We start from the raw sequence: 20551 nt of genomic DNA, 5'->3' as shown, positions 1-20551 counted from the left end.
CAGCCGGTCAAGCTTCAACCTGTACACCCCATAAAGGTGGGCCGGCTTCCCATACGTCGTCGGACAAGGCTTGCATGGCTTCATAGAAACTTTCGATAGAGGTGGGTGGGTTTTGCATGAGGGCAATGAAATCGGGGTGTTCAATGCCGGCGCCGGACGTATACAGCGCCAGCAGCAGGTACTGCGTCTGGCGGTCCAGATCGTCGATGCCGGCGGCCAGCGCGCGCTGCTGGTAGCGGGCGACGAATTCATATAGCAGCCGTGGCGGGGTATCGTTGGTTTCGTCCGTGATCACCCGCCGTAAATGGCTGATCAGCGTATCGGCGTCGCCGGCATCGACCAGCATGCCGTATTGCACATCGTCCAGGTGGATGAGCGGCGAGTCCGTGAGCGCAGTGTCCGGCACAGCGCCGGCAGTGTCGACGTCGAGCAGGACGGCAACGTCGCCAAAACGGTTGATGTACTGCAAGCTCAACATTCCAGCCACGAACTGCTCGCGCTGCAGCGGCTCCAGGCAGGCCAGCCAGAACGGCAGGATGCGCGTGTCATACCAGCGCAGCATCATCTGCTGCTCGTCGCTCAGGCCGACGGCATGAAACTGGCGCAAATGCCGCGCCAGTTCGGGCAAGGGCCATGGACTTTCCAACCAGCTCAGGCAAGGGGCGCCATAACCGAGCTTTTCGGCCCAGTCGCAGACTTTTTCCAGCATGGCCGGCGCAAGGCCGGACAGCCGTATCAGCAGGGGCGCGATCTCCGGCAGGCTCGCTTCGTGGGTGTCCTCGAACAAGGATGCATACGGCACTTGCCAGCGCTGCAGCGTCAGGTGGCTGTTTTCGGCTTGCGCGCTGTCGAGCAGCAAATAAGGCTGGCGTTGCCGCTCAAGACTGGCCCGGACCCAGTCGTGCAATGCCGAGACGCTGTCGGGCTTCAACGCAGCACTCCCGCTGCGCCCTGTTGCATGGCGCTCAAAATACAGCTTTTACACGTGCTCGACGGCAGCGGCGGCATCACATACGGTGCGCGCGTGGGCCCGATAAAACTCTTCTTGCCCGCAAATATGGTGATCTTGCCAGGACACTGGATGGTGATATTGCCGCCCTCGATGGTGATGTTGGCGCCGCCCGCCGTCGACAGGCGGAGGCTTTTCGCCGCCGCCCAGTCCACATGCGCATTGGCGCTGATGACGTTGATCTCGTCGCGCGCCTGCACGTTGAGCACCTCGGCCTGCGCCTGCACGTCGATAGATTGACTAGCGGCAATCATCTGCAGGCCGATATCGTTCTCGCCGGCCTTGACCACGCCGCCCAGCACGCCAATGGCCTGGCCCGCGTGCACGCGCCACTGGCCGCCACCGGTGAATTGGGTATCCTGACCGCTCATCATGGTGACGGTTTCGCCGCTGGCCAGTTGCATGCCCTGCCCCGCGACAACGCCCAGTCCTGCCCTGGCGGCAATCGCGATGATGGCGTCCTTTGTGTGCGGCAACTGTTCATGCATGCCGGAAACGCTGGCCAGCAGCGCTTTCAGAGGCGCCGCCTGGTCGTCGAGTTCGCTGGCATTCGGCGCGCTGGCGCCGACATGGCTGGCGTAGGCCACCGTCTGGTGCGTGGCGGCAGCCTGGCTGAACGTTTCGCCCAGCAGCACCGCCTGTTTCATCAGCGCGACGCCGCCGGCATTGTCGCCGGCCGGATCGCGTTGCGCGGCCTCGTGCCGGAGCACATAGCTGCTCACCAGCAAGCCCGCCTTGGCGCGCAGCGCGCCATACGCATCGGTGCGCAGCTCGGCGCCGGCACCGCGCAGGCTGCCCCGGTAGTTGTCGGCGCCGTGGAGCAGATGACCCAGGTTCAGTTCGCTGGCCGCGTGGCTGCTTTTCAGCTGGATGCGTCCCTGCTGGTCGGTGTCGTCGAACAGCAGCTGGTTGTAGCCGGCCATGCCGCCCGCCTTGCCGAATTCCTTGCTGCGGATGCCCCATTGCGCGCTGGCATTCCGATGCGCCGCGCTGCTGCCCGCGGCGCCATGCCACAGCGGACTGTTGCCGCCGGCCACATTGCCCTGCGCCGATACGCCATGATCGTGCGCCGGCGCGAACACGCCGGCGTCGTTTTGATCGCGCGCCATGCCGCCCGGCGTCGGTACGCTGCCGCCCTCGCCCTGGCCGTTGTACAGCGCGCCAATGATGATGGGCCGGTCGATATCGTTTTCCAGGAATTGCACCAGCACTTCCTGGCCGATGCGCGGCAAAAACTGGCTACCCATGCCACCGCCGGCCGCGCGCTGCGCCACGCGCACCCAGCAGGTCGCGCCCGTCTCCCGCTGCCAGTGAAAGCGGATGCGCACCCGGCCCAGCTTGTCGCAGTAAATCTCATCGGCGCCGCTGGCCACGTCATGGCCGTCGGCGCCGACGACGATGGCGCTCTGGCTGCCCAGGGCGGTCGGCGTGGCATGCTGGCGCGCATCTTGGCCATCGTGCAGCGGACGCCATGGCGTGCTGGCGGTGAGCATCTCGATGCAGTTGGCGTAGCCGCTGGCTTGCGCCTGGGCAATCGCGGCGGCGACATCGGGAAACCCTGCGCCCCACTGCGCCACGGTTTCTTCCAGCAATTCCGGCAGCGGGCCGAACAGTTCCGCCAGTCCTTCCAGCGCCGGCAGCGGCAGGTTGTTGACGCCGATGCTGGCCACGCGCAGCACGACATATTCGGGCGCGGCACCGTCGGCTGGCTGCAACGGTCCCTGCGTCAGGGTAAAACGCGTGCCGGCGCGCAAGGTGCGCACGGTCGAGCGGGCTTGCCACAGCTGGGCGCGCGCTTCGTGGGCCTGCATCTGCAACTGTGCGTAGCGCTGCGCCTGGGCGCCATTCGCATACCAGTACTGGCCCGGCGTATCGTAGCTTTCCAGCACCGGCGCGTTCTTGCCGCCAAGAATCATATTCGTCGGCACGCTGGCGGCAACCGCCTTTTTCGCCTTGTAATCGTAGCTGAGCACGCTACTCAACCCCACCTGCAGGCTGCGCCGCGCGCGCAAGGCCTGCACCGTGTCGCCCGGCTCGCCGACACGCGCACCATGAAAGCGCAGCCCGCCGCCTTGCGCGCTGCTGGCGTCCTCGGGCGTGGCGCAAGCCTGGCTGCTGTCGGCAAAGACGAGCAAGGTCTGACCGTCAAACCGCCAGGCCAGCCCCTCTTCCGTCAGCAGCCGGCGAATAAAATCGAAATCCGATTCGCGGTACTGGCAACAATAGCTGCGTTCGCCCGCGTCCTGCATGAACGACGCGACCTCGTCGCTCCAGCGCCACAGCGCGTGCGGCGCATACGCCGACAATACCGCGTCGACGATGGCCGTCACGCTCCGATCTTGCCAGACGCGGCTGTTACGCGCCTGCGTCAGCAGCCACAGCCACGGCGTGATGCGCAGCCGGTAGCGCGCCAGGCCGCCATTGCTGCCCAGCATGGCGGCGGCGCTGATGTAGCCGGAAAACGGCGTGCGCGTGCCGTCGGCCAGGCTGACATGCAGGCTGGCAGGCTGGCCCAGCAGGGACGCCAGCGCGACATGGGCGCTGGTGGACAAGGCGATGATGTCGCGCGCGCCGACTTCCTGCAGCCCTTCGTCGGCGGCAAAGGCTTCGACCAGCAGGCTGTTGTTCTCGCCTTCACCGATGCTCAACTCGTACAACCGCGTGACGCTCGTGAAAACAGCCAGTGCGTCTGCAATCTTATCGGTCGAGGTGGATGACATGCGATTCCCGTTAGTCTGTTACCACATTTATATATTTGATAATTATTGTAGCTAGGAATGTATATCGCAGGAGCGCGATTGAAACCGGGTGTGCAGAGTGCTCCGTGCCGTCGCGGGCACATTGCGTCCGCCACCCCTCCTTTCCACGCACCATGGCTGCAGTGCTTACCTGATCGTGTACTTGAACTGCCCCTGCTTGTTGGCGCTGACCTTGATCTTCGTGATGGCGGCGCCTTCGGCCATTTTGGCCAGCACCGACTCGGCGATCTCGGGCAGCACGGTGCCGTTGAGGATATTGTCGACATTGCGTGCGCCCGAGTCGACTTCGGTGCAGCGCGCCAGAACGGCGTCGACCAGCGCTTCGTCGTGGCTGAATTCGGCCTTGTGATTGGCCGCGATGCGCTGGGCGATCTTGCCCAGTTTCAAGCCGATGATATTGACCAGCACATCGTCCGAGATCGGATAGAAGGGAATCACTTTCAATCGTCCCAGGAAAGCCGGCTTGAAGGTCTTCACCAGTTGCGGGCGGATCTTTTCCTCCAACTGTTCCGGCGTCGGCAGGTCGGCCGCCGCCACGTTCAGGCAGGCCTGCATCAGGGTGCTCGAACCGACGTTCGAGGTCAGGATGATGATGGTGTTTTTAAAGTCGATCTCGCGTCCTTCGGCATCCTCCATCACGCCCTTGTCGAACACCTGAAAGAACAGTTCGAGCACGTCCGGGTGGGCTTTTTCCACTTCGTCGAGCAGCACCACGCTGTACGGGTTGCGCCGCACCGCCTCGGTCAGCACGCCCCCCTCGCCGTAGCCGACATAGCCGGGCGGCGAGCCTTTCAGGCCCGACACGCTGTGCGCTTCCTGGTATTCGCTCATGTTGATGGTAATAAGCTTGCGTTCGCCGCCATACAGCACATCGGCCAGCGCCAGCGCCGTTTCCGTCTTGCCCGTGCCGGACGGGCCGACGAACAGGAACACGCCCTTCGGCTTGTTCGGGTCGTCCAGGTTGGCGCGCGAAGTGCGCACGCGCTGCGCCACCGCCTCGATCGCATGCGACTGGCCCAGCACGCGCTCTTCCAGCATATCCTTCAGTTTCAGCACCGTGCGGATTTCATCCTTGACCATTTTTCCCAGCGGGATGCCGGTCCAGCCGGCGATGATTTCCGCCACCACGTGGCCGTCGACCTGCACCGGCACCATCGGCGTCTCGCCCTGCAGTGCACGCAAGTCCTTGAGCAAAGCCTGCAGGTCACCGCCCTGGCTGGCGTCCGGTTTTTCGCCAGCACTTTCCAGGTCCTGGCGGGCCGCGCTGACCTTCCCGGTCAATGTCTTTTCGCTTTCCCAGCGCGCGGCCAGCACCGCATGCTCGCCAGCGGCGCTACTGCGCTGCGCGCGCAAGTCTTCCAGACGCACCGGGTGGTTCCCGCCGCTCTTTTCCTCGCGCTCGAGCGTCGCCACTTCGGCGTCGATGCGGTCGAGCTTCTTGACCAGGTTTTCCAGCAGGGCCGGCGTCGCGTTCTGGCCCAGCGCCACCTTGGCGCAGGCCGTATCGAGCACGCTGATGGCCTTGTCGGGCAACTGGCGGCCTGAGATGTACCGGTGCGACAGGCGTACCGCTTCGGTGATGGCTTCGTCGTAGATGCGCACATTGAAATGCTTTTCCATCAGCGGCGCCATGCCGCGCAACATGGCGCAGGCCAGTTCTTCGCTCGGCTCCTCGATCTTGACGACCTGGAAGCGGCGCGCCAGCGCGGCATCCTTTTCAAAATATTTCTTGTATTCGCCCCAGGTGGTGGCGGCGATCGTGCGCAGCTCGCCGCGCGCCAAGGCCGGCTTCAGCAGATTGGCCGCGTCGTTCTGGCCGGCCGTGCCGCCGGCGCCGATCATGGTGTGCGCTTCGTCGATGAACAGGATGATGGCGTGCGGGCTTCTCTTGACTTCGTCGATGACGTTTTTCAGGCGGTTCTCGAACTCGCCCTTGACGCTGGCGCCGGCCTGCAGCAGGCCCATGTCCAGCGTATGGATTTCGACGCCCTTCAGCACGGCGGGCACGTCGTCCTGCGCGATGCGCAGCGCCAGGCCTTCGACCACGGCCGTCTTGCCCACGCCCGCCTCGCCCGTCAGGATCGGGTTGTTCTGGCGGCGGCGCATCAGGATATCGATCGCCTGGCGGATCTCGGCATCGCGCCCGATCACCGGGTCGACCTTGCCGTCGCGCGCGCGCGCCGTCAGGTTGGTGGTGAACTGGTCCAGCGCCGGGGTCTTCGATGCGGCCGCGCGCCCTTCGAGTTCGCCGACGGGGTCTCGTCCTCCCTCGTCCGCTTCGCCACCGGCAGCCGACACTCCGGTCGCCTCCTGCGAGCCCTGCGTGACCTTGTCGAGATTGTGCTTCAGGTCGTCGAGCTTGAATTTATCGAACAGCTTCGAACCGCGGTAAGCCAGTTGCGCCAGTTCCGGATCGGTCAGCAGCGCCTGCAGCAGATGGGCGCTGCGGATGCTGGCCTGGCGGCCGGCCTGCACATCGAGCGAGGCGATCAGCCAGGCGTTTTCAAACAGCTTCGGCAGCCTGGGCGAAAACACGGGGGTGCGCGCATTGCCGGTCTGCAGGCGCGCCACTTCGGCCTGCAGATCCGCTTCGAGCATGCTGACGCTGACGCCGCTGTGGCGGGCGATCAGCGCGAAGTCGCTGGCCGGCTGTTCCAGCAGGGCCAGGAACAGATGCTCCAGGTCAACCTCGTATTGTCCGAGGCCCACGCAAATGCCGGCGGCGCGGGTGGCGGCGATGCGGCTGGTGTCATTGAGCTTGCTGATCAGCGTCTTGAGGTTGATGCTCATGGGGCGAAGGTCCTTGTGTGGAAACGAATGAAAAAAGAAAGATGCTTCATGCCAGCGCATGCAGTTCGTAGCGCACGTCGCCGCGGTCCTGCGCGGCGCCGGCGGTGATCAGGAAACTGTCCCAGCCCAGCCGCCCGCCGCTGCGCGGCTGCTCCAGCGTGACGCCATGCACATCGTCGGCGCGCAGCACCAGCTGCACTTCGTATTCGAGGCACAGGCCGGTAAACAGGGTGAGCATTTTTTCCAGCGCGCGCGCCGCCGCGCCGCCCGGCAGGAAGGCGTCGAAATGCACGCGTGCCAGCGGGCCGACCACCAGCCGCATGCGCAAATCGCGCTGCCAGACGCGCGCGCCGACCAGCGCGGTCGAACCCAGCATGGCGTTCATGCCGCCCAGGCTGCTTTGCTGATCGCGCGGCACGTCGTACCAGCAGCCGACGAACTGGATCACCTTGATCGGCTGGCCGAAATACGCGGACAATACCTGCCCCATCGCCACCGCCGATGGCGGCCGGTGCCGCATGGCGGCGACAAAAAATCCCACGGACTCGTCGAGCACGCCGTCGCCATCGTCGTACAGCCGCCGGCGCAGCGACTCATGGCCCAGTCCCGCCAGCGACAGCAGCAGCGGCAGGAACTTGTCCTTGCCATCGAGCTGGTACTTGAGCTCCAGGCGGTACTTGCGCCACGCTTCGTAGAACAGCGCCAGCGCGCGGTTGGAAAACGTGTCGAGAAAGGCGCGCGGTCCCTCGTCTTTTTCGTACAGCTGGTGCGCGGCGATGCGTTCCGTGTAATGGGCCGGCAGCGCGCCGGCCACGCCGAGAAAACCCATGAAGGCCGGCGTGATGCGGACGTATTTCAGTTCGGCGCGCCGCACGGCCTCGCCCAGCGCGCGCATGTCGCCCGCCAGCGCGCCCAGCTCGCGCGGTTCGGCCTGCACCGCTTCGAGCTGGCTGGGCGCGAAATTGAGCGACACCGAATTTTGAAAGCGCAGGAAATTGGCCACCGCCCCTTCGCGCGCCATGCCGTTGCGGGCCAGCCAGAGTTCGAGCAAGCGCACCGCCTGGAAGTACTGGAAGCGGTAAGGCTCGGCGAACAGGCGCTCGATTACACTAGGCTCAAATCGCCGCTGCGTGGTTTGCATCGCAACAACTCCTCTCCCGATTTTTTCGACAGCACCACCAGTTGCGTGAAACTGTTGGCATGCACGTACAGGCCGAGAAAACACTCGACGATATGGGCAAACGCATGGATGCCGCTGCCGACAAAAGCTTCTTCGTCGAGCGTCAGCCGCACTTCGATGCCGCGCACCAGGCAGGCGAAGGGATTGCCGGGCAGCCAGGCATTGGCCGCCTTGTGGTCGATCGCCGCGATACCGCTGATCTGCCGTTGCGAGGTCGCCGAACGGGGCAAGTCATACAGGGTCAGCATCTCCTGGAACGCTTCCAGGCCGCTGCCCGACAGCGACAGATGGTTCAGCGACAGGTGCGAGATCAGGCGCCAGTGCGCGCCGCGGCCCCGCTCGAAGCGGTGCGACTCGGTCGGTTTGCGCAGGAAACTGATGCTGCGCACGCTGGAACCGCCTTCCAGGAACAGGTCGCCGCCGCGCAGGCCGTAGGTGAGTTGCGCCGGCAGGTCGCGGTTGGTACAGCTCAGCTCCAGGCTCAGGGTGTCCGTTTCAATCGCGGCCGGGTCGAAATCGATGTCGACGATGGAAATCTCGGTCTCGTAACCGGGACTTTTTTCGCTGATCGTGTCATCGCGCCGCATCACCCAGTAATGGCCGTCCCTGGCGGGCGTCTGGCCGTGGCGCAGCGAATAGAAAGGGCGAAATTCGGTGATCGACTCCCCTTGCGGCGTCTGGCGCACCAGCTTCACCGACTCGATTGCCTGCACCTCGAAGGCGTAGGCGCGGCGCGCATCGGCCAGCACCGGATAGCTGGCGGCCGTGTGCGTCAGCCGGATCGGCTCGCCGCGCTGGCGGAACAGGTTGACCACCGGCGTGCAGCCCAGCAGCAGGTTGTTCGTCGACATGGTGCCCAGCATGCGCGCCGTATTCGAATCGGTGCGCAGGCCGGCCAGGGCCAGGTGCAGCGTGATGCGCCGGCAGCCGGACGGCAGCGGCGCGCACAGCGCGGCCAGGTCGATGTCGAAGAAATTGAATTTTTCGGGAAAGCAGAAGTATTCCGTCAACAGCCGGTAAGCCGGATGCGAACGGGCGGAAAACGGGATCAGCGCATCGTCCTCGGCATAGCCGGCCGTGCTGACCGGGATCTGCGCCAGCGCGCTCCAGCGGCCGCTGTCATCGGCTTCCACATAGGCCTTGACCGTGCGCATGAACAGCGCGTCGCGCAGCGCCGCGCAAAACGACGGCTCGCCGTCGATGAACACGCGCAGCTTCGCCACGCCCAGCTGCGCCAGCGAGATCTGTTCGGCGGTCGCTTCGATGACGATGCTGACGCTGGAGGTGGCGTTTGGCGGCAGTGGCATCTGCTCGGGCGCATCGATGATGGCGGAAAATGCCGCGTGCGTCAGCGCCAGCGGCGCCACGGTGACGGGATAGGCGGTGCGGAAGGTGCACGCGACGCCCTTGACGGGGCGCGTCGCCAGTTCGGTGCCGCGCGCAATCTCGGTCGCGGCCGTCAGCTGCGCCGCCGCGCCGCTGTAGTCGAGGCGCGCGATCGAACACGAAGGAAACGGCCGCAGGTAATGCGGATACAGCACCTCGAACAGCGCCTCGGTAAATTCCGGATAATCGTCATCGAGGCGTTTCGAGATGCGCGAATTGAGCAGCGCGAAGGACTGGATCATGCGCTCGATATGCGGGTCTTCGCAGACTTCGCCGCCGATCAGCAGCCGTCCCGCGATCTTCGGATAGCGCTCGGAAAACTCGCGCGAATAGCGGCGCAGGAAACCCAGCTCGCGTTCGTAATACGGTAACAAATCTTCCAAGTTCAGGCTCCTTGCGCCGCACGGCGCGCCTTGCTGATCGTGTAATGCAGGCTTGACGGCTGCAGGATGGCGTCGAAGTTGACGGGCTCCTGGGCCGAGTGCACCACCAACAGCGCGGTAATCGCAAAATTGAGGCGGTTGATCGAGCCTTCCTGGATTTCCAACGAAGCGCGCACACTGCGCAGGCGCGGCTCATGGCGCGCGATGGCTTTTTCCAGGCACTGGCAGATGTACGCGCGGTCGTCGGAACTCGACAAGCTCAGGCCGGCGAAATCATTGAGGCCATAGGTGACGATCGAACGGCCGCATTCGGGAAATTTTTTCAGCAGCGCTTCCGGTATCACGGTGCGCGTGTTGAGCAGCGCCTCCAGGTCGCGCGCCACGGTGTCTTTCAAATCTTCCAGCGACAGGCGTGAGACGGTACTACTGGAAGCGCCCAGAACAGGCGTGTCCATCAGGCGGTCGAACAATCCCGGCGTAAAACCCTTCATCGGTATCCTGTGGTTGGCAGTAGGAAGGAACAAAAGGGCGGCCTGCGGCGGCCCTTTGATTCGGCAGAGTCAGTCACGCAGGCACAAGCCGGAGTCGCCGCCGGCGGCTGGCCGGAACGGACTCATCCGGCAAGGGCCGTTGTCGGTCAAATCGTCTTGTTGGCCGACAGGTCCCAACCGCCGGAGGTATTGCCGCCGGAGCCACCGCCGACTTTTTGCTGCGTGTATTTCCACTTGACCTTGGAATACTTGATCGACAGGTTCTCGCCGAGGATGTCGCCAGGCGCGACGGATGGCGCCACGCTGCTGATCAGCACGTTTTCCAGTTCGATCTCGAAGTATTTGATGCGCTCGCCCTGGCCGTCAGCGCGCAGGAATTCGAACTTGGCTTTCGGGATCGTTTTACCGGATGAGCAATTTTGCAGCAGCAGCGGAGTGGCGAGGTCGGCCAGCTTGGCCACCACGATATCCTTGTGCTCGGTACGTTCGGCGGTATGCCCGCCGCCCGTCGAAGCGGTGGCGGACTTCGGCTGCAGCACTTCCCACTGAACCGACTTGCATTCGATCCAATCTTTATGGGAGGTGTCGGTGGATTCGCCTTTGATACCATCAATTTGCAAGTAAACGTCGATTGCCATGTCATTCCTTTCGGTTGTTGATGAAAAAATCAGGATTTGGTCGATTGCGGCAGCTCCGCGACCAAACGGAGTGAAACGGACAGCTCATCGAGCTGGAAATGGGGACGCAAGAAGGAAACGGCGCGGTAGACGCCCGGACGCCCCGGCACCTCCGACACCTGCACCGATGCTTCGCGCAAGGGGAACTGGGCCTTCTGCTCCTGGCTGGCGTTATCGTCGAGCAGCACGTACTGCATCAGCCAGCGGTTGAGGAACTCTTCGACGTTGGACGCGGCGGCAAAGCTGCCGATCTTGTCGCGCATCATCGCCTTCATGTAGTGGGCGATGCGCGAGACGGCAAAGATGTATTGCAGCTGCGACGACAGCACCGCATTGGCATTGGCCGAATCGGTGTTGTATTTCTTCGCCTTCTGCGCCGACTGCGCGCCGAAGAACGCCGCGTAATCCGTGTTCTTGCAATGCACCAGCGAAATGAAACCCAGGTCGCTCAATTCCTTTTCGCGCCGGTCGGTAATGGCGATCTCGGTCGGGCATTTCAGCGCCACCTCGCCTTCGTCCGTCTTGAAGGTATGGGTCGGCAAGTCTTCGACCAGGCCGCCGCCTTCCACGCCGCGGATCGCCGCGCACCAGCCGTAGTCGTCGAAGGCCGCCGTCAGCTTCGTGCCGAAGGCATAGGCGGCATTGCACCACAGGTATTTCTGGTGGTCGGTGCCGTCGACATCCTCGACGAAATTGAAGCCGTCGACGGTGGCGCCATCGGCCGGATTGAACGGCAGACGTCCCAGGAAGCGCGGCAGCGTGAGGCCGACGTAGCGCGCATCTTCCGATTCGCGGAACGACTTCCACTTCGCGTATTCGACCGTGTCGAAGACCTTGGCCAGGTCGCGTGGCTTGCCGAGGTCGGCATAGCTTTCGAGACCGAACAGCTCGGGCGATGCGGCCGAAATGAAGGGCGCGTGGGCTGCAGCGGCCACATGCGACATCTGTTCGAGGAAATACATGTCTTCCGGCTGGCGCGTGAATTCGAAGTCGCCCAGCAGCGCGCCGAACGGAGCGCCGCCGAAAGTGCCGAACTCTTCTTCATACACTTTCTTGAACATGGTCGACTGGTCGAATTCCAGCGCGCTCTGGAAATCGCGCACCAGCTCGCGCTTGGTGGCGTTGAGCATCTTGATCTTCAGGTTGGTGCCGGTGGGCGTGTTGTCCACCATGTGATGCAGGCCGGTCCAGCTGCTTTCCAGCTTCTGGAATTCGGGCGCATGCATGATGGCGCTGAGCTGCCGCGAAATGAGCCTGTCCAGTTCGGCAACGCGCGCATCGATGGTGGCCGCCAGGTTATCCGACACCACGACGGTGCCTTCCATCACCTGGCTGACCAGTTCTGAAATCAGATCCTTGGCGCGTGCATGCTCGACGCTGGATTTGGCAACCTTGCTTTGTTCGACGATCTGGTCGAGCAAGCCGATATCGGTAGTCGCGGCGGCGCCGGAGGTGGGGGTCAGTTGAGCGGACATGGGATCAGTCTTTCTTGGCGGTGGATTGCTGTTCCAGCTGGGCCAGCTTTTCGGTGCTGTTGAGCACGTCGTTGAGGATGTCTTCCAGTTTGTCGTTGCCGGCCAATTTGTTGCGCAGGTCGGCCAGCTTGGTGCGCGCTTCGAGCAGCCGTCGCAGCGGCGCCACCTGTTCCACCACCGCCTCGGGACGGAAGTCGTTGAGCGACTTGAAGCGCAGGTCCACCCGCAGCTGGCCGCCTTCATCGCTGAGCTCGTTCGACACGCCAAACGCGGCGCGCGGCTCGACCCCCTTGAGCACCTCGTCGAAATTGTCGCGGTCGATGCCGATGAACTTGCGGTCCTTCAGGCGTTTTTGCTCGACTTCGGAATTGCCGCCGAAGTCGCCCACGACGCCCATCACAAAGGGCAGCTCCTTGTTTTCAATCGCATCGCCGATTTCCACGTCATACGTCATCTGCACGCGTGGCGGCCGGACCTTTTGCAGGCGTTTTTGAACACTTTCTTTTTTTGACATGACATCATTCCTTTACGAATAATCGACGGCATCGGCGATGCCCTGGTAACTGCTTTGCTGCCCCGGTTTTACTTCAATCCATCGAAGGGATTGGCGCTGCTTTCGGCCGCCTTGGCCTGCCCTTTGCGCGGCGGACGCACCGGCTTGTCGCGCGCCGGCGGCGCGGCCGGCGCCGGCACCAGCACGGTTTCGCCCAGGCTTTCGCGCAGCAGCTTGGCCAGATCCTGCGATTCGGTGCGCAGCGGGCCGGACAGGTTGTTCTGGCGGCTCAAGTCGGCCAGGGCGCGCGTCGACAAGCGCAGTCCGCTGATCGCAATGACGCTGTTGGCCAGCTTGTCGGCCGGGTCGCGCACCAGCACTTCCTGGGCATTGATGATGGCGTCGCCGTACTGGCCTGCCTCATAGCGGGTCTGCGCCATGCGGGCCCACGGATTTTTGTCGGCTGGAAATGCGTCAGCCGCTTGTTTCCACAAACCCATGGCCGCTTCGTTGTTGCCGGAACCTGCAGCCTGGGTCGCCTTTGCCATCAGTTCGTCGAGCGAAGGCGGCGGCGGCGTCTTGACGGCAGGAGTGGTGCTGCAGGCACTGAGCGTCAGTGCGCAGGCAAGCGCAGCAAGAAAATGGCAGGTGAATTGGCGAGACATGGTCTGATTTCCCTCAAAAAAAATGACGCGGTCATGAAAAAAGGTTGCAATTTATAGTTGCTAAATTCTTATTTTTGCGAGACTAACACGGATTTAATATTGACTCCGTTCAATAGAAAATACGCAAAATCTCACATTCCAATCATCCGCAAAGGCAGTATCCATGCGGAAAACGTACCGTACGCACCTTTCTTTCAGATAATGTTAATGTTGTTGCAGTTGCGAAAAAAGCACATAGTTTCTTGTTGTAAATATTGGATGATCGGCCGCGCCGGCAAGCCGGCGATCGCGCGTCAGGAGAGTCCGGAGCGGCAGCGTTCTCCGCGCTTTTATTCCTCAGGCAAAAGGGCAATCGATGAGCATTACAAGCAAATTGTTATGGGGTGAAGGCCTGTTTCTGCGTCCCCAGCACTTCCAGCAGCAAGACCGGTACCATGAGCACCGCCTGCACGAAAGCATCAAGGCGCTGCACCCCTACGCCTGGGGTGTCAACCACGTGCAGATCGACCGCGATGCGCTGAGCAATAACACCCTGCGGCTGCTGGAACTGTCGCTGGTGTTCCAGGACGGCGAAATCTACAACGCGCCCGGCGCCGATGAGTTGCCCGACGCGCTGGACTTGAGCACGCTGCAGCAATCGCAGCAAACCGTCACGTTTTATGCCGCCCTGCCCGCCTTCAAGCATTTCGGCGGCAACTTTGCCGCGCTTGGCCAGCCCAACAGCGCGGCGCGCTACGGCCAGGCCAACCTGGAAACGCCCGACCTGTACACCCATGCAGCGCAGGCCGAACTGGCCTACCTGCAAAAATCGTTGCGCCTGGTGGCCGAATCGGAGCCGCGCGATTCGTATGTGAATTTCCCCCTGCTGCGCCTGCGGCGCCTGTCGACCGGCGGCTTCGAGCCCGACCCGTCGTTCGTGCCGCCCAGCCTGTCGATCCGCAGCTCGCCGCTGCTGTTCCTGCAGCTGCGCCGCCTGATCGATGCGCTGCAGGCCAAGGTGAACGCCCTGTACGGCCACCACCGCGAGCCAAGCAAGAATGTGATCGAATTTCGTTCCGGCGACATGTCCTCGTTCTGGCTGCTGCACACGGCCAGTTCCGCGTTCGCCTCGCTCAGCCATTATTTCCATCATCCGGCGCTGCATCCGGAGCGCCTGTACGAAGCGCTGCTGGCGCTGGCCGGCGCGCTGATGACGTTCTCGAAAACCCATGCGCTGGCGGACCTGCCGGCCTACCAGCACGCCGATCCGGGACCATCGTTCGCGCGCCTGCACGCGATCATCCGCGAACTGCTCGACACGGTGATCTCCTCAAAGTATTTCGCCATCGCGCTGACCGAAGTCAAGCCGTCGTACCATCACGGCAAGCTCGATTCGGGCAAGATCGACGACAAGACCGCGTTTTACCTGGGCGTCTCGGCCGACATGCCGGGCGTGGAACTGGTGGACGTGGTACCGCTGCGCTTCAAGATCGGCGCGCCGGACGACGTGGAAAAATTCGTGCTGTCGGCCCTGCCCGGCGTGCGCCTGCAGCACACGCCGCAGGTGCCGGCGGCCGTGCCGGTACGGCCCGATACGTATTACTTCACCATCGAAGCGAAGGGCCAGATGTACGACCGCATGTTGCAGGCCCAGTCGATTTCGATCTACGTTCCGTCCGGCATGCGGGACCTGAAACTTGAACTTGTCGCCATCACTTCCTGAAGATAAACGATGAATGCAAACGCCCCCTCCCTGATGTCCGGCGGCTCCGCCGCGTACGCATCGAGCGTACCGGCCGGCCCCGGCACCGAACATACGCTGAGCGACCTGATGTACGACGGTTTCTACGCGCTGTTCATGCTGAAGAACGGCAGCGGCCCGCAAGACAATGCCGACTTCATCAGAAAAATGACGCAGTTTCTCGACGAGTTCGGCAACGCGGCGAAAAAACATGGCGCCTCGGCCGATGATATCGATGCCGCCAAGTACGCATTTTGCGCGGCTGTCGACGAAATCATCCTGCGCTCGCCGTATGCCATCCGCGACGACTGGGCGCGCCGGCCGCTGCAGCTGGTGCTGTTCGGCGACCAGCTGGCCGGCGAAAACTTCTTCATCCGTCTCGAGGCGCTGCGCGCGCGCGGCAGCGCCCACCTGCAGGCGCTGGAAGTGTTCCACATGTGCCTGCTGCTCGGCTTCCAGGGTCGGTACATCCTCGAAGGCTCGGAAAAACTCGCCTACCTGACGGCCCGCCTGGGCGACGAGATCGCCCAGATGAAGGGCAAGAAAGCCGGCTTCGCGCCGCATGCGGAACGCCCCGACCAGATCGCGCACAAGTTGCGCAACGACGTGCCGCTATGGGTGCTGTGCTCGGTATTCGCGCTAATCTGCGCACTGGGCTATCTGGGCCTGCGCACCATGCTTGCCAAGAACACGGAGCGCCAGATGAATGCCTACAGCGATATCGTCAAGCTGGCGCCGCGCACGGCCAACCTGACCATCACGTTGCCGTAATGAGCGGCCCGGCAACGACAGAAGCTGCCCTGGACGCGTTCGGCACAGGCTTGTCCCAGCATGCGCGGCTGATCACGCTGACCACGGCGCAGGCATCGAACCTGCCCGAATCGCTGATGGCCGAGCAGGTGACGGGCCGCGAGGCGGTCAATGAGCTGTTCCGTTTCGAAGTCGATGCCTTGAGCACGGCGGCGAGCCTGGACCTGGCCAGCTTTCTCGGCGAAGAAATCACGCTCAAGCTGCTGCAGCCAGACGGCGGCTGGCGCGCCTGGCACGGACTGTGCACCGACTGCGCCTTTGCCGGCGCCGACGGCGGCGTGGCGCGCTACCGGCTGCGCCTGGAACCTGCCCTGGCCTTGCTGGACCTGCGCCGCGACAGCTATATCTTCCAGGACAAGAACGCGCGCGACCTCATCACGGAACTGCTCGGCGACTATCCGCAGGTCCGCTTCGAATTCGATGTCAGCCAGGAACTGGCGCCGCGTCCGGTCTGGACGCAATACCGCGAAAGCGACCTGGCCTTCCTGGCGCGCGTGCTCGCCTTCGAAGGCCTGAGCTGGCGCTTCGAGCACGAGCAGGATGGCGCGGCGCAGCAGGACGCGCAGCAGGCCAAGCACAAGCTGGTGATTTTCGACAGCAAGGCCGTGGCGCCGGCGACGCCGGGCGCGGCCGGCCTGCGCTTTCACGGCATGCGCGCCAGCGATACCGATGACGCCATCGACAGCTTCAGCGCGCGGCGCCAGGTGCGGCCCAACGCGGTCGGCATCAGCAGCTGGGACCCGCAGCAACTGGCGGCGCCGGCCGCCGAACACAGCTCAAGCCTGGCGGCCGGCGAATTGCCGCCCCTGCCGCTGTACGACGGCGCCGGCGAGCGGCGCCACGCCGACAGCACGGCGGCCGATCCGCACGGCCTGCGCATGCTGCAGGCGCTGGAGCTGGAGAACAAGCAATTCACGGGCGCTGGCGCGGTGCGGCGCATGGCGGCCGGCCATGCCTTCGACCTGCTGCAGCACGAGCATTATCCCGGTGGCGCCAACCAGTTCACCGTGCTGTGGGTCGAGCACCGGGCACGCAACAACCTGGGACCGGCCAGCGGCGCGCTGACGACGGTGCTGTCGAAACTGCCGACAATAGCCAGCCTGGGCGACGTCGCCAGCCTGCTCGATGGACAGCTCGAGGCCGGCACCTACCGCAACACCTTCGGCTGCGTGCGCACCAGCGTGGCCATCGTGCCGCGCGCCACCGCCGCGCGCCAGGCCAGCAGCGCGCTGGGACCGCAGACGGCACTGGTGGTCGGCCTGCCCGACAGCGTGGCCACCACCGGACGCGACCATCAGGTACGCATCCAGTTCGCCTGGCAACGGGGCAGCGCCGCCAATCCGGGCGGCATGACGCACAACACGGATCAACAGGGCAACGCGCCCGGCAACGAAGCCTCAGGCACCTGGGTGCGCGTGGCCGAAGCGCTGGCCGGCCCGAACTGGGGCTCGCAGTTTACGCCGCGCATCGGCACCGAAGTCCTGGTCGATTTCATCGAAGGCGACATGGACCGCCCGCTGGTGGTGGCCCAGCTCTATACGGGCAACGACATGCCGCCGTACGCGGCCGGCGTCGATTCGGACGTCAACCACGCCGGCGTCATTTCTGGCATCCACAGCCATAATTTCGATGGCGGCGGCTATAACCAGTGGGTGATCGACGACACGCCGGGCCAGTTGCGCACCCGCCTGGCGACGAGCAGCGCGTCCACGCAGCTGAACCTCGGTTACCTGGTACAGCAAGGCGTGGGCACGGCCCAGCGCGGCAGCTACCGCGGCAGCGGCTTCGAACTGCGCACCGACGCCTGGGCCGTGCTGCGCGGCGGCGAAGGCGTGCTCATCTCTACTACCGCCCGCTCCCAGACGGGCGCGGGCATTGCCTCTACCCAGCTCGACACCACGGAAGCGTTGGCACAGCTGAAAGGCGCCGCCGAACTGAACAAGACGTTGGCCGAGGCCGCGCAACAGCAAACCGCCCTGTTCAGCCAGGATGCGAAACAGGCCCAGCTGGACCTGATCAAGCAGATCGACCCGCAGCAGGACGGCAAATACCAGGCCAGCGTGGGCGGGCAGGAAGCGCTGAAGGCCAGCGCAGGCGAGCGCAAGCTGGCCACCGACCAGCCGGTGGAAAAATTCGGCCAGCCCCTGGTCCTGATGGAAGCGCCCGCCAGCATCAACTGGGCCACGCCCGGCTCGACCGTCCTGTTTGCCGCGCAGCAGCTGCAATGGACCTCGCAGTCGGACCTGCACATGACGGCCGGCCACACTTTTTCCTCCGTGGCGGCCAGTGCGCATGGGCTGTTCACCCACTCCGGCGGCATCCAGGCGATCGCCGCCAACGGCCCGGTATCGCTGCAGGCGCATACGGGGCAACTCGAAATCCTGGCCGACAAGGCCATTACCGTGATCTCGGTCAACGACAGCATCGATATCAAGGCCAACCAGAAGATCACGCTGCAGGCCGGCCAATCGTCGATCACCTTAGAGGGCGGCAATATCACGTTCACCTGCCCCGGCAACTTCACGGTCAAGGGGGGCCAGCACGTCTTCAACGGCGGCGCCAGCGCGGCCGGCGTGCTGCCGGCACTGCCCGATACGCGCATCAAGCTGTTCGATGAAGGCTTTGTGCTGCGCGACCGCGACACGGGCGAACCGATGCCGCGCCAGCCCTACCGCATCAAGCGCGAAGATGGCAGCTATGAGAGCGGCATGACCGACGAAAAGGGCTTGACGCATGTGATTGCAGCGGCCGCCGCCGAGGCGCTGGTGATCGAGCTGCTGAAAACGATGGGCGGCCAGGGTTCGGCATCGGCACCGGCACCCGCCCCCTCTTCAGCGCCGGCGCCGGTACCAGGTTCGCCAGGACAGCCGGCGGCCAAGGCAAACACCCCGCCGGAACCGAAATACAAGCCGGCAGGCGACTCCAGCACCACGCCGGTGGACAACAAGCGCCGCAAGGAAGTACTCGTCAAGCTGCCGGCCTGCTGGATCGAGGACTACGAAAAGGAAATCGCCGGTCCCTCGTATGGCCGCTATGCGCAGCCTTACCAGCACGACGGCACGCCACACAAATACAGGGACAAGATCTGGTTCAAGCTGTACATACCGGCAAAATCGGACGGTCCGGTGGTGGTGGAAGTGCGTTTCAAGGCCATCACGGTACTGGATGCCGCAGGCCAGGCGCTGGAAGAGAGCGACAAGGGCACGGAATCGGCGGCGCTGCGCGTCAAGCAGCGCGCCAACGTGGTGGCGCTGGCGCAGAAAAACGCGACGGCCGGCATCGAAGGCAACTGGAACAACAAGTTCCGGCTTGAAATCAATGATCCGCAATGCGGACAAAAAGTGTTGCCCGTGGTTTTCCGCGTCGTCTGGGTCGATGAAAATCAGCACTACACGCTGCAGATCCACAAGCGCTATGACCGCGAAAACGTGACCGGCGACGTCATGAACGTGTCGCTGGCGACGGCACTGACCACGTATGCGCATGAATTCGGGCATTGCGTCGGCATGCCCGACGAATACTCGTACACGGAGTTCGAAGAAACTGTACGCTATTTCAAGCCCGACGGCACGCTCGACGAGCCCATCGTTTGCCACGTCAACGGCACCTCGCCGGAAGACCTGACGCAATCGATCATGTCGTATGCGGAAGGCGCGCGGATCCTGAAACGCCACGGCTGGAATATCGCGATTGAAGCGCAGGAATTACTGAGCAAAAAAATCGGCAGGAAGATACGATGCGATATTGTCTGACACTGCTTATCTATGCCATGCTGATGGCACTACCATTGAAAGCCAATAACATGACGAGCACTCACGCGCCCCTCTCCATTTCCCTGCAATGCCTGGGCAACGCTGGCTGCGTCTATCAGCGCAAGCCGATCGACATACTGGTCACCATCCGTAACGATGGCAGCCGCGATATCGGCTTTCCGCTCGACTACCTGCGCAAGTCGGGCCCGATCGTCAAATTCATCGATACCGATACGGGCGCCGTCACCTACGCCCGCCGCGGCCTGGCCAATCCGGCGCTGAAAACGCAATTCACCACGATTGCGCCAGGCGCCTCGGTTTCCATGGAAATCGATGTGCACCCCACCGACATTGAAACGTTTCGTATCGACAAAGTCGATATCAGCGTAGAGGTGATCTTGAAGGGCGACATACGCATCGATGGCGAAACCGAACTGCAGGACTACCAGGGCGGCGCGAAGATCCGCATCTTTGAAAAAGATGAGTAAGACCATGCTGGCGCGGATGGTGCGGTAAAGCATACGCGTCGACCAGCAACTGCCGTCGCTACGGAAACGATCGCACCGTACGATCACTCGCTGGCCGGCCGCTACAGTTTTCCGGCCCCGCATAAAAAATCCCCTGAAAAATCAGGGGGATTAGCTGTTGCATTGACCCGGCGTTACCTTACGGTGCCGGACGGGAGATTATTCCCACTCGATTGTCAACGAGCTGGCTAAACGCTTGATTTTTCAGTGTTTTCCACGTTATTCAGTTGCCGATACCCTCAGAAATACCCACACGGGATCAGTACTTCACTAGCGAGAACAATCAATCTCACAAACATATGGCCCAACAACTTTCTACGGCCTATACCATGCTCCACACTGCCGCCGCTTTTCACGTCTCGAGCAAGACAGTCAGTCGAGCCGTATCGGCATTTAATAAAGCGCAACTTGCCAAAAAAAGAGACGGCCAAAGC

General features: G+C 63.3%; 14 protein-coding genes. 4 read left to right on the top strand and 10 right to left on the bottom strand.

Features of this window, described 5'->3' with window-relative positions; genetic code table 11:
• Positions 1 to 7: 7 nt before the first annotated feature.
• From AC07VH_RS00260 to AC07VH_RS00215, 10 genes are all read right to left on the bottom strand, one after another.
• Positions 8 to 931, bottom strand: a complete 924-nt coding sequence (locus AC07VH_RS00260; protein ID WP_494786347.1) for a DUF4123 domain-containing protein — start codon at positions 929 to 931, stop codon at positions 8 to 10.
• Positions 928 to 3729 (bottom strand): type VI secretion system Vgr family protein, encoded by a 2802-nt coding sequence (locus AC07VH_RS00255; RefSeq protein ID WP_494803958.1) that lies wholly within the window; start codon positions 3727 to 3729, stop codon positions 928 to 930. Before AC07VH_RS00255 ends, AC07VH_RS00260 begins: the two co-directional genes overlap by 4 nt.
• Positions 3730 to 3894: 165 nt before the next feature.
• Positions 3895 to 6558, bottom strand: coding sequence for a type VI secretion system ATPase TssH (gene tssH, locus AC07VH_RS00250; protein ID WP_494789462.1), 2664 nt, complete (start codon positions 6556 to 6558; stop codon positions 3895 to 3897).
• Positions 6559 to 6604: 46 nt separating this feature from the next.
• The gene (tssG, locus tag AC07VH_RS00245; protein ID WP_475417282.1) at positions 6605 to 7699 is read right to left on the bottom strand and encodes a type VI secretion system baseplate subunit TssG; all 1095 of its coding nucleotides are present in this window, start codon (positions 7697 to 7699) and stop codon (positions 6605 to 6607) included.
• Positions 7663 to 9507: a type VI secretion system baseplate subunit TssF gene (tssF, locus tag AC07VH_RS00240; RefSeq protein ID WP_475417283.1), complete on the bottom strand. Its 1845-nt coding sequence runs from the start codon at positions 9505 to 9507 to the stop codon at positions 7663 to 7665. The genes tssG and tssF overlap by 37 nt, the downstream gene beginning before the upstream one ends.
• 2 nt (positions 9508 to 9509) lie before the next feature.
• Complete coding sequence (tssE, locus tag AC07VH_RS00235; RefSeq protein ID WP_489627691.1) at positions 9510 to 9998, bottom strand: type VI secretion system baseplate subunit TssE; 489 nt, start codon at positions 9996 to 9998, stop codon at positions 9510 to 9512.
• Between the two features lie 146 nt (positions 9999 to 10144).
• A complete protein-coding gene (locus AC07VH_RS00230; RefSeq protein ID WP_230506832.1) occupies positions 10145 to 10636 on the bottom strand; it encodes an Hcp family type VI secretion system effector in 492 nt (163 codons plus the stop codon).
• A 29-nt stretch (positions 10637 to 10665) separates the two neighbouring features.
• Positions 10666 to 12150, bottom strand: a complete 1485-nt coding sequence (gene tssC / locus AC07VH_RS00225) for a type VI secretion system contractile sheath large subunit (protein WP_475417285.1) — start codon at positions 12148 to 12150, stop codon at positions 10666 to 10668.
• A gap of 4 nt (positions 12151 to 12154) precedes the next feature.
• Complete coding sequence (gene tssB, locus AC07VH_RS00220) at positions 12155 to 12664, bottom strand: type VI secretion system contractile sheath small subunit (RefSeq protein ID WP_070257339.1); 510 nt, start codon at positions 12662 to 12664, stop codon at positions 12155 to 12157.
• 68 nt (positions 12665 to 12732) lie between these two features.
• The gene (locus AC07VH_RS00215) at positions 12733 to 13308 is read right to left on the bottom strand and encodes a tetratricopeptide repeat protein (protein ID WP_475417286.1); all 576 of its coding nucleotides are present in this window, start codon (positions 13306 to 13308) and stop codon (positions 12733 to 12735) included.
• Positions 13309 to 13663: 355 nt separating this feature from the next.
• On the opposite strand from AC07VH_RS00215, the gene tssK reads away from it, so the two are divergent.
• From tssK to AC07VH_RS00195, 4 genes are read left to right on the top strand one after another with little or no spacing between them, the layout of a single operon-like run.
• Positions 13664 to 15010 carry a type VI secretion system baseplate subunit TssK gene (gene tssK / locus AC07VH_RS00210; protein WP_494789461.1) on the top strand — a complete coding sequence of 449 codons (1347 nt, stop codon included), beginning with the start codon at positions 13664 to 13666 and terminating at the stop codon, positions 15008 to 15010.
• A 9-nt stretch (positions 15011 to 15019) separates the two neighbouring features.
• Positions 15020 to 15799, top strand: coding sequence for a type IVB secretion system protein IcmH/DotU (icmH, locus tag AC07VH_RS00205; protein ID WP_475417288.1), 780 nt, complete (start codon positions 15020 to 15022; stop codon positions 15797 to 15799).
• Positions 15799 to 19590 (top strand): type VI secretion system Vgr family protein, encoded by a 3792-nt coding sequence (locus tag AC07VH_RS00200; RefSeq protein WP_494789460.1) that lies wholly within the window; start codon positions 15799 to 15801, stop codon positions 19588 to 19590. Before icmH ends, AC07VH_RS00200 begins: the two co-directional genes overlap by 1 nt.
• Before the next feature lie 50 nt (positions 19591 to 19640).
• Positions 19641 to 20078 carry a hypothetical protein gene (locus AC07VH_RS00195; protein ID WP_475417290.1) on the top strand — a complete coding sequence of 146 codons (438 nt, stop codon included), beginning with the start codon at positions 19641 to 19643 and terminating at the stop codon, positions 20076 to 20078.
• Positions 20079 to 20551: the final 473 nt, after the last annotated feature.

The sequence above is a fragment of the Janthinobacterium sp. GW821-FHT03C10 genome (assembly GCF_059420865.1).
Note: the sequence above shows the minus strand (reverse complement) of the source record. Positions and strands in the feature narration are given on the sequence as shown.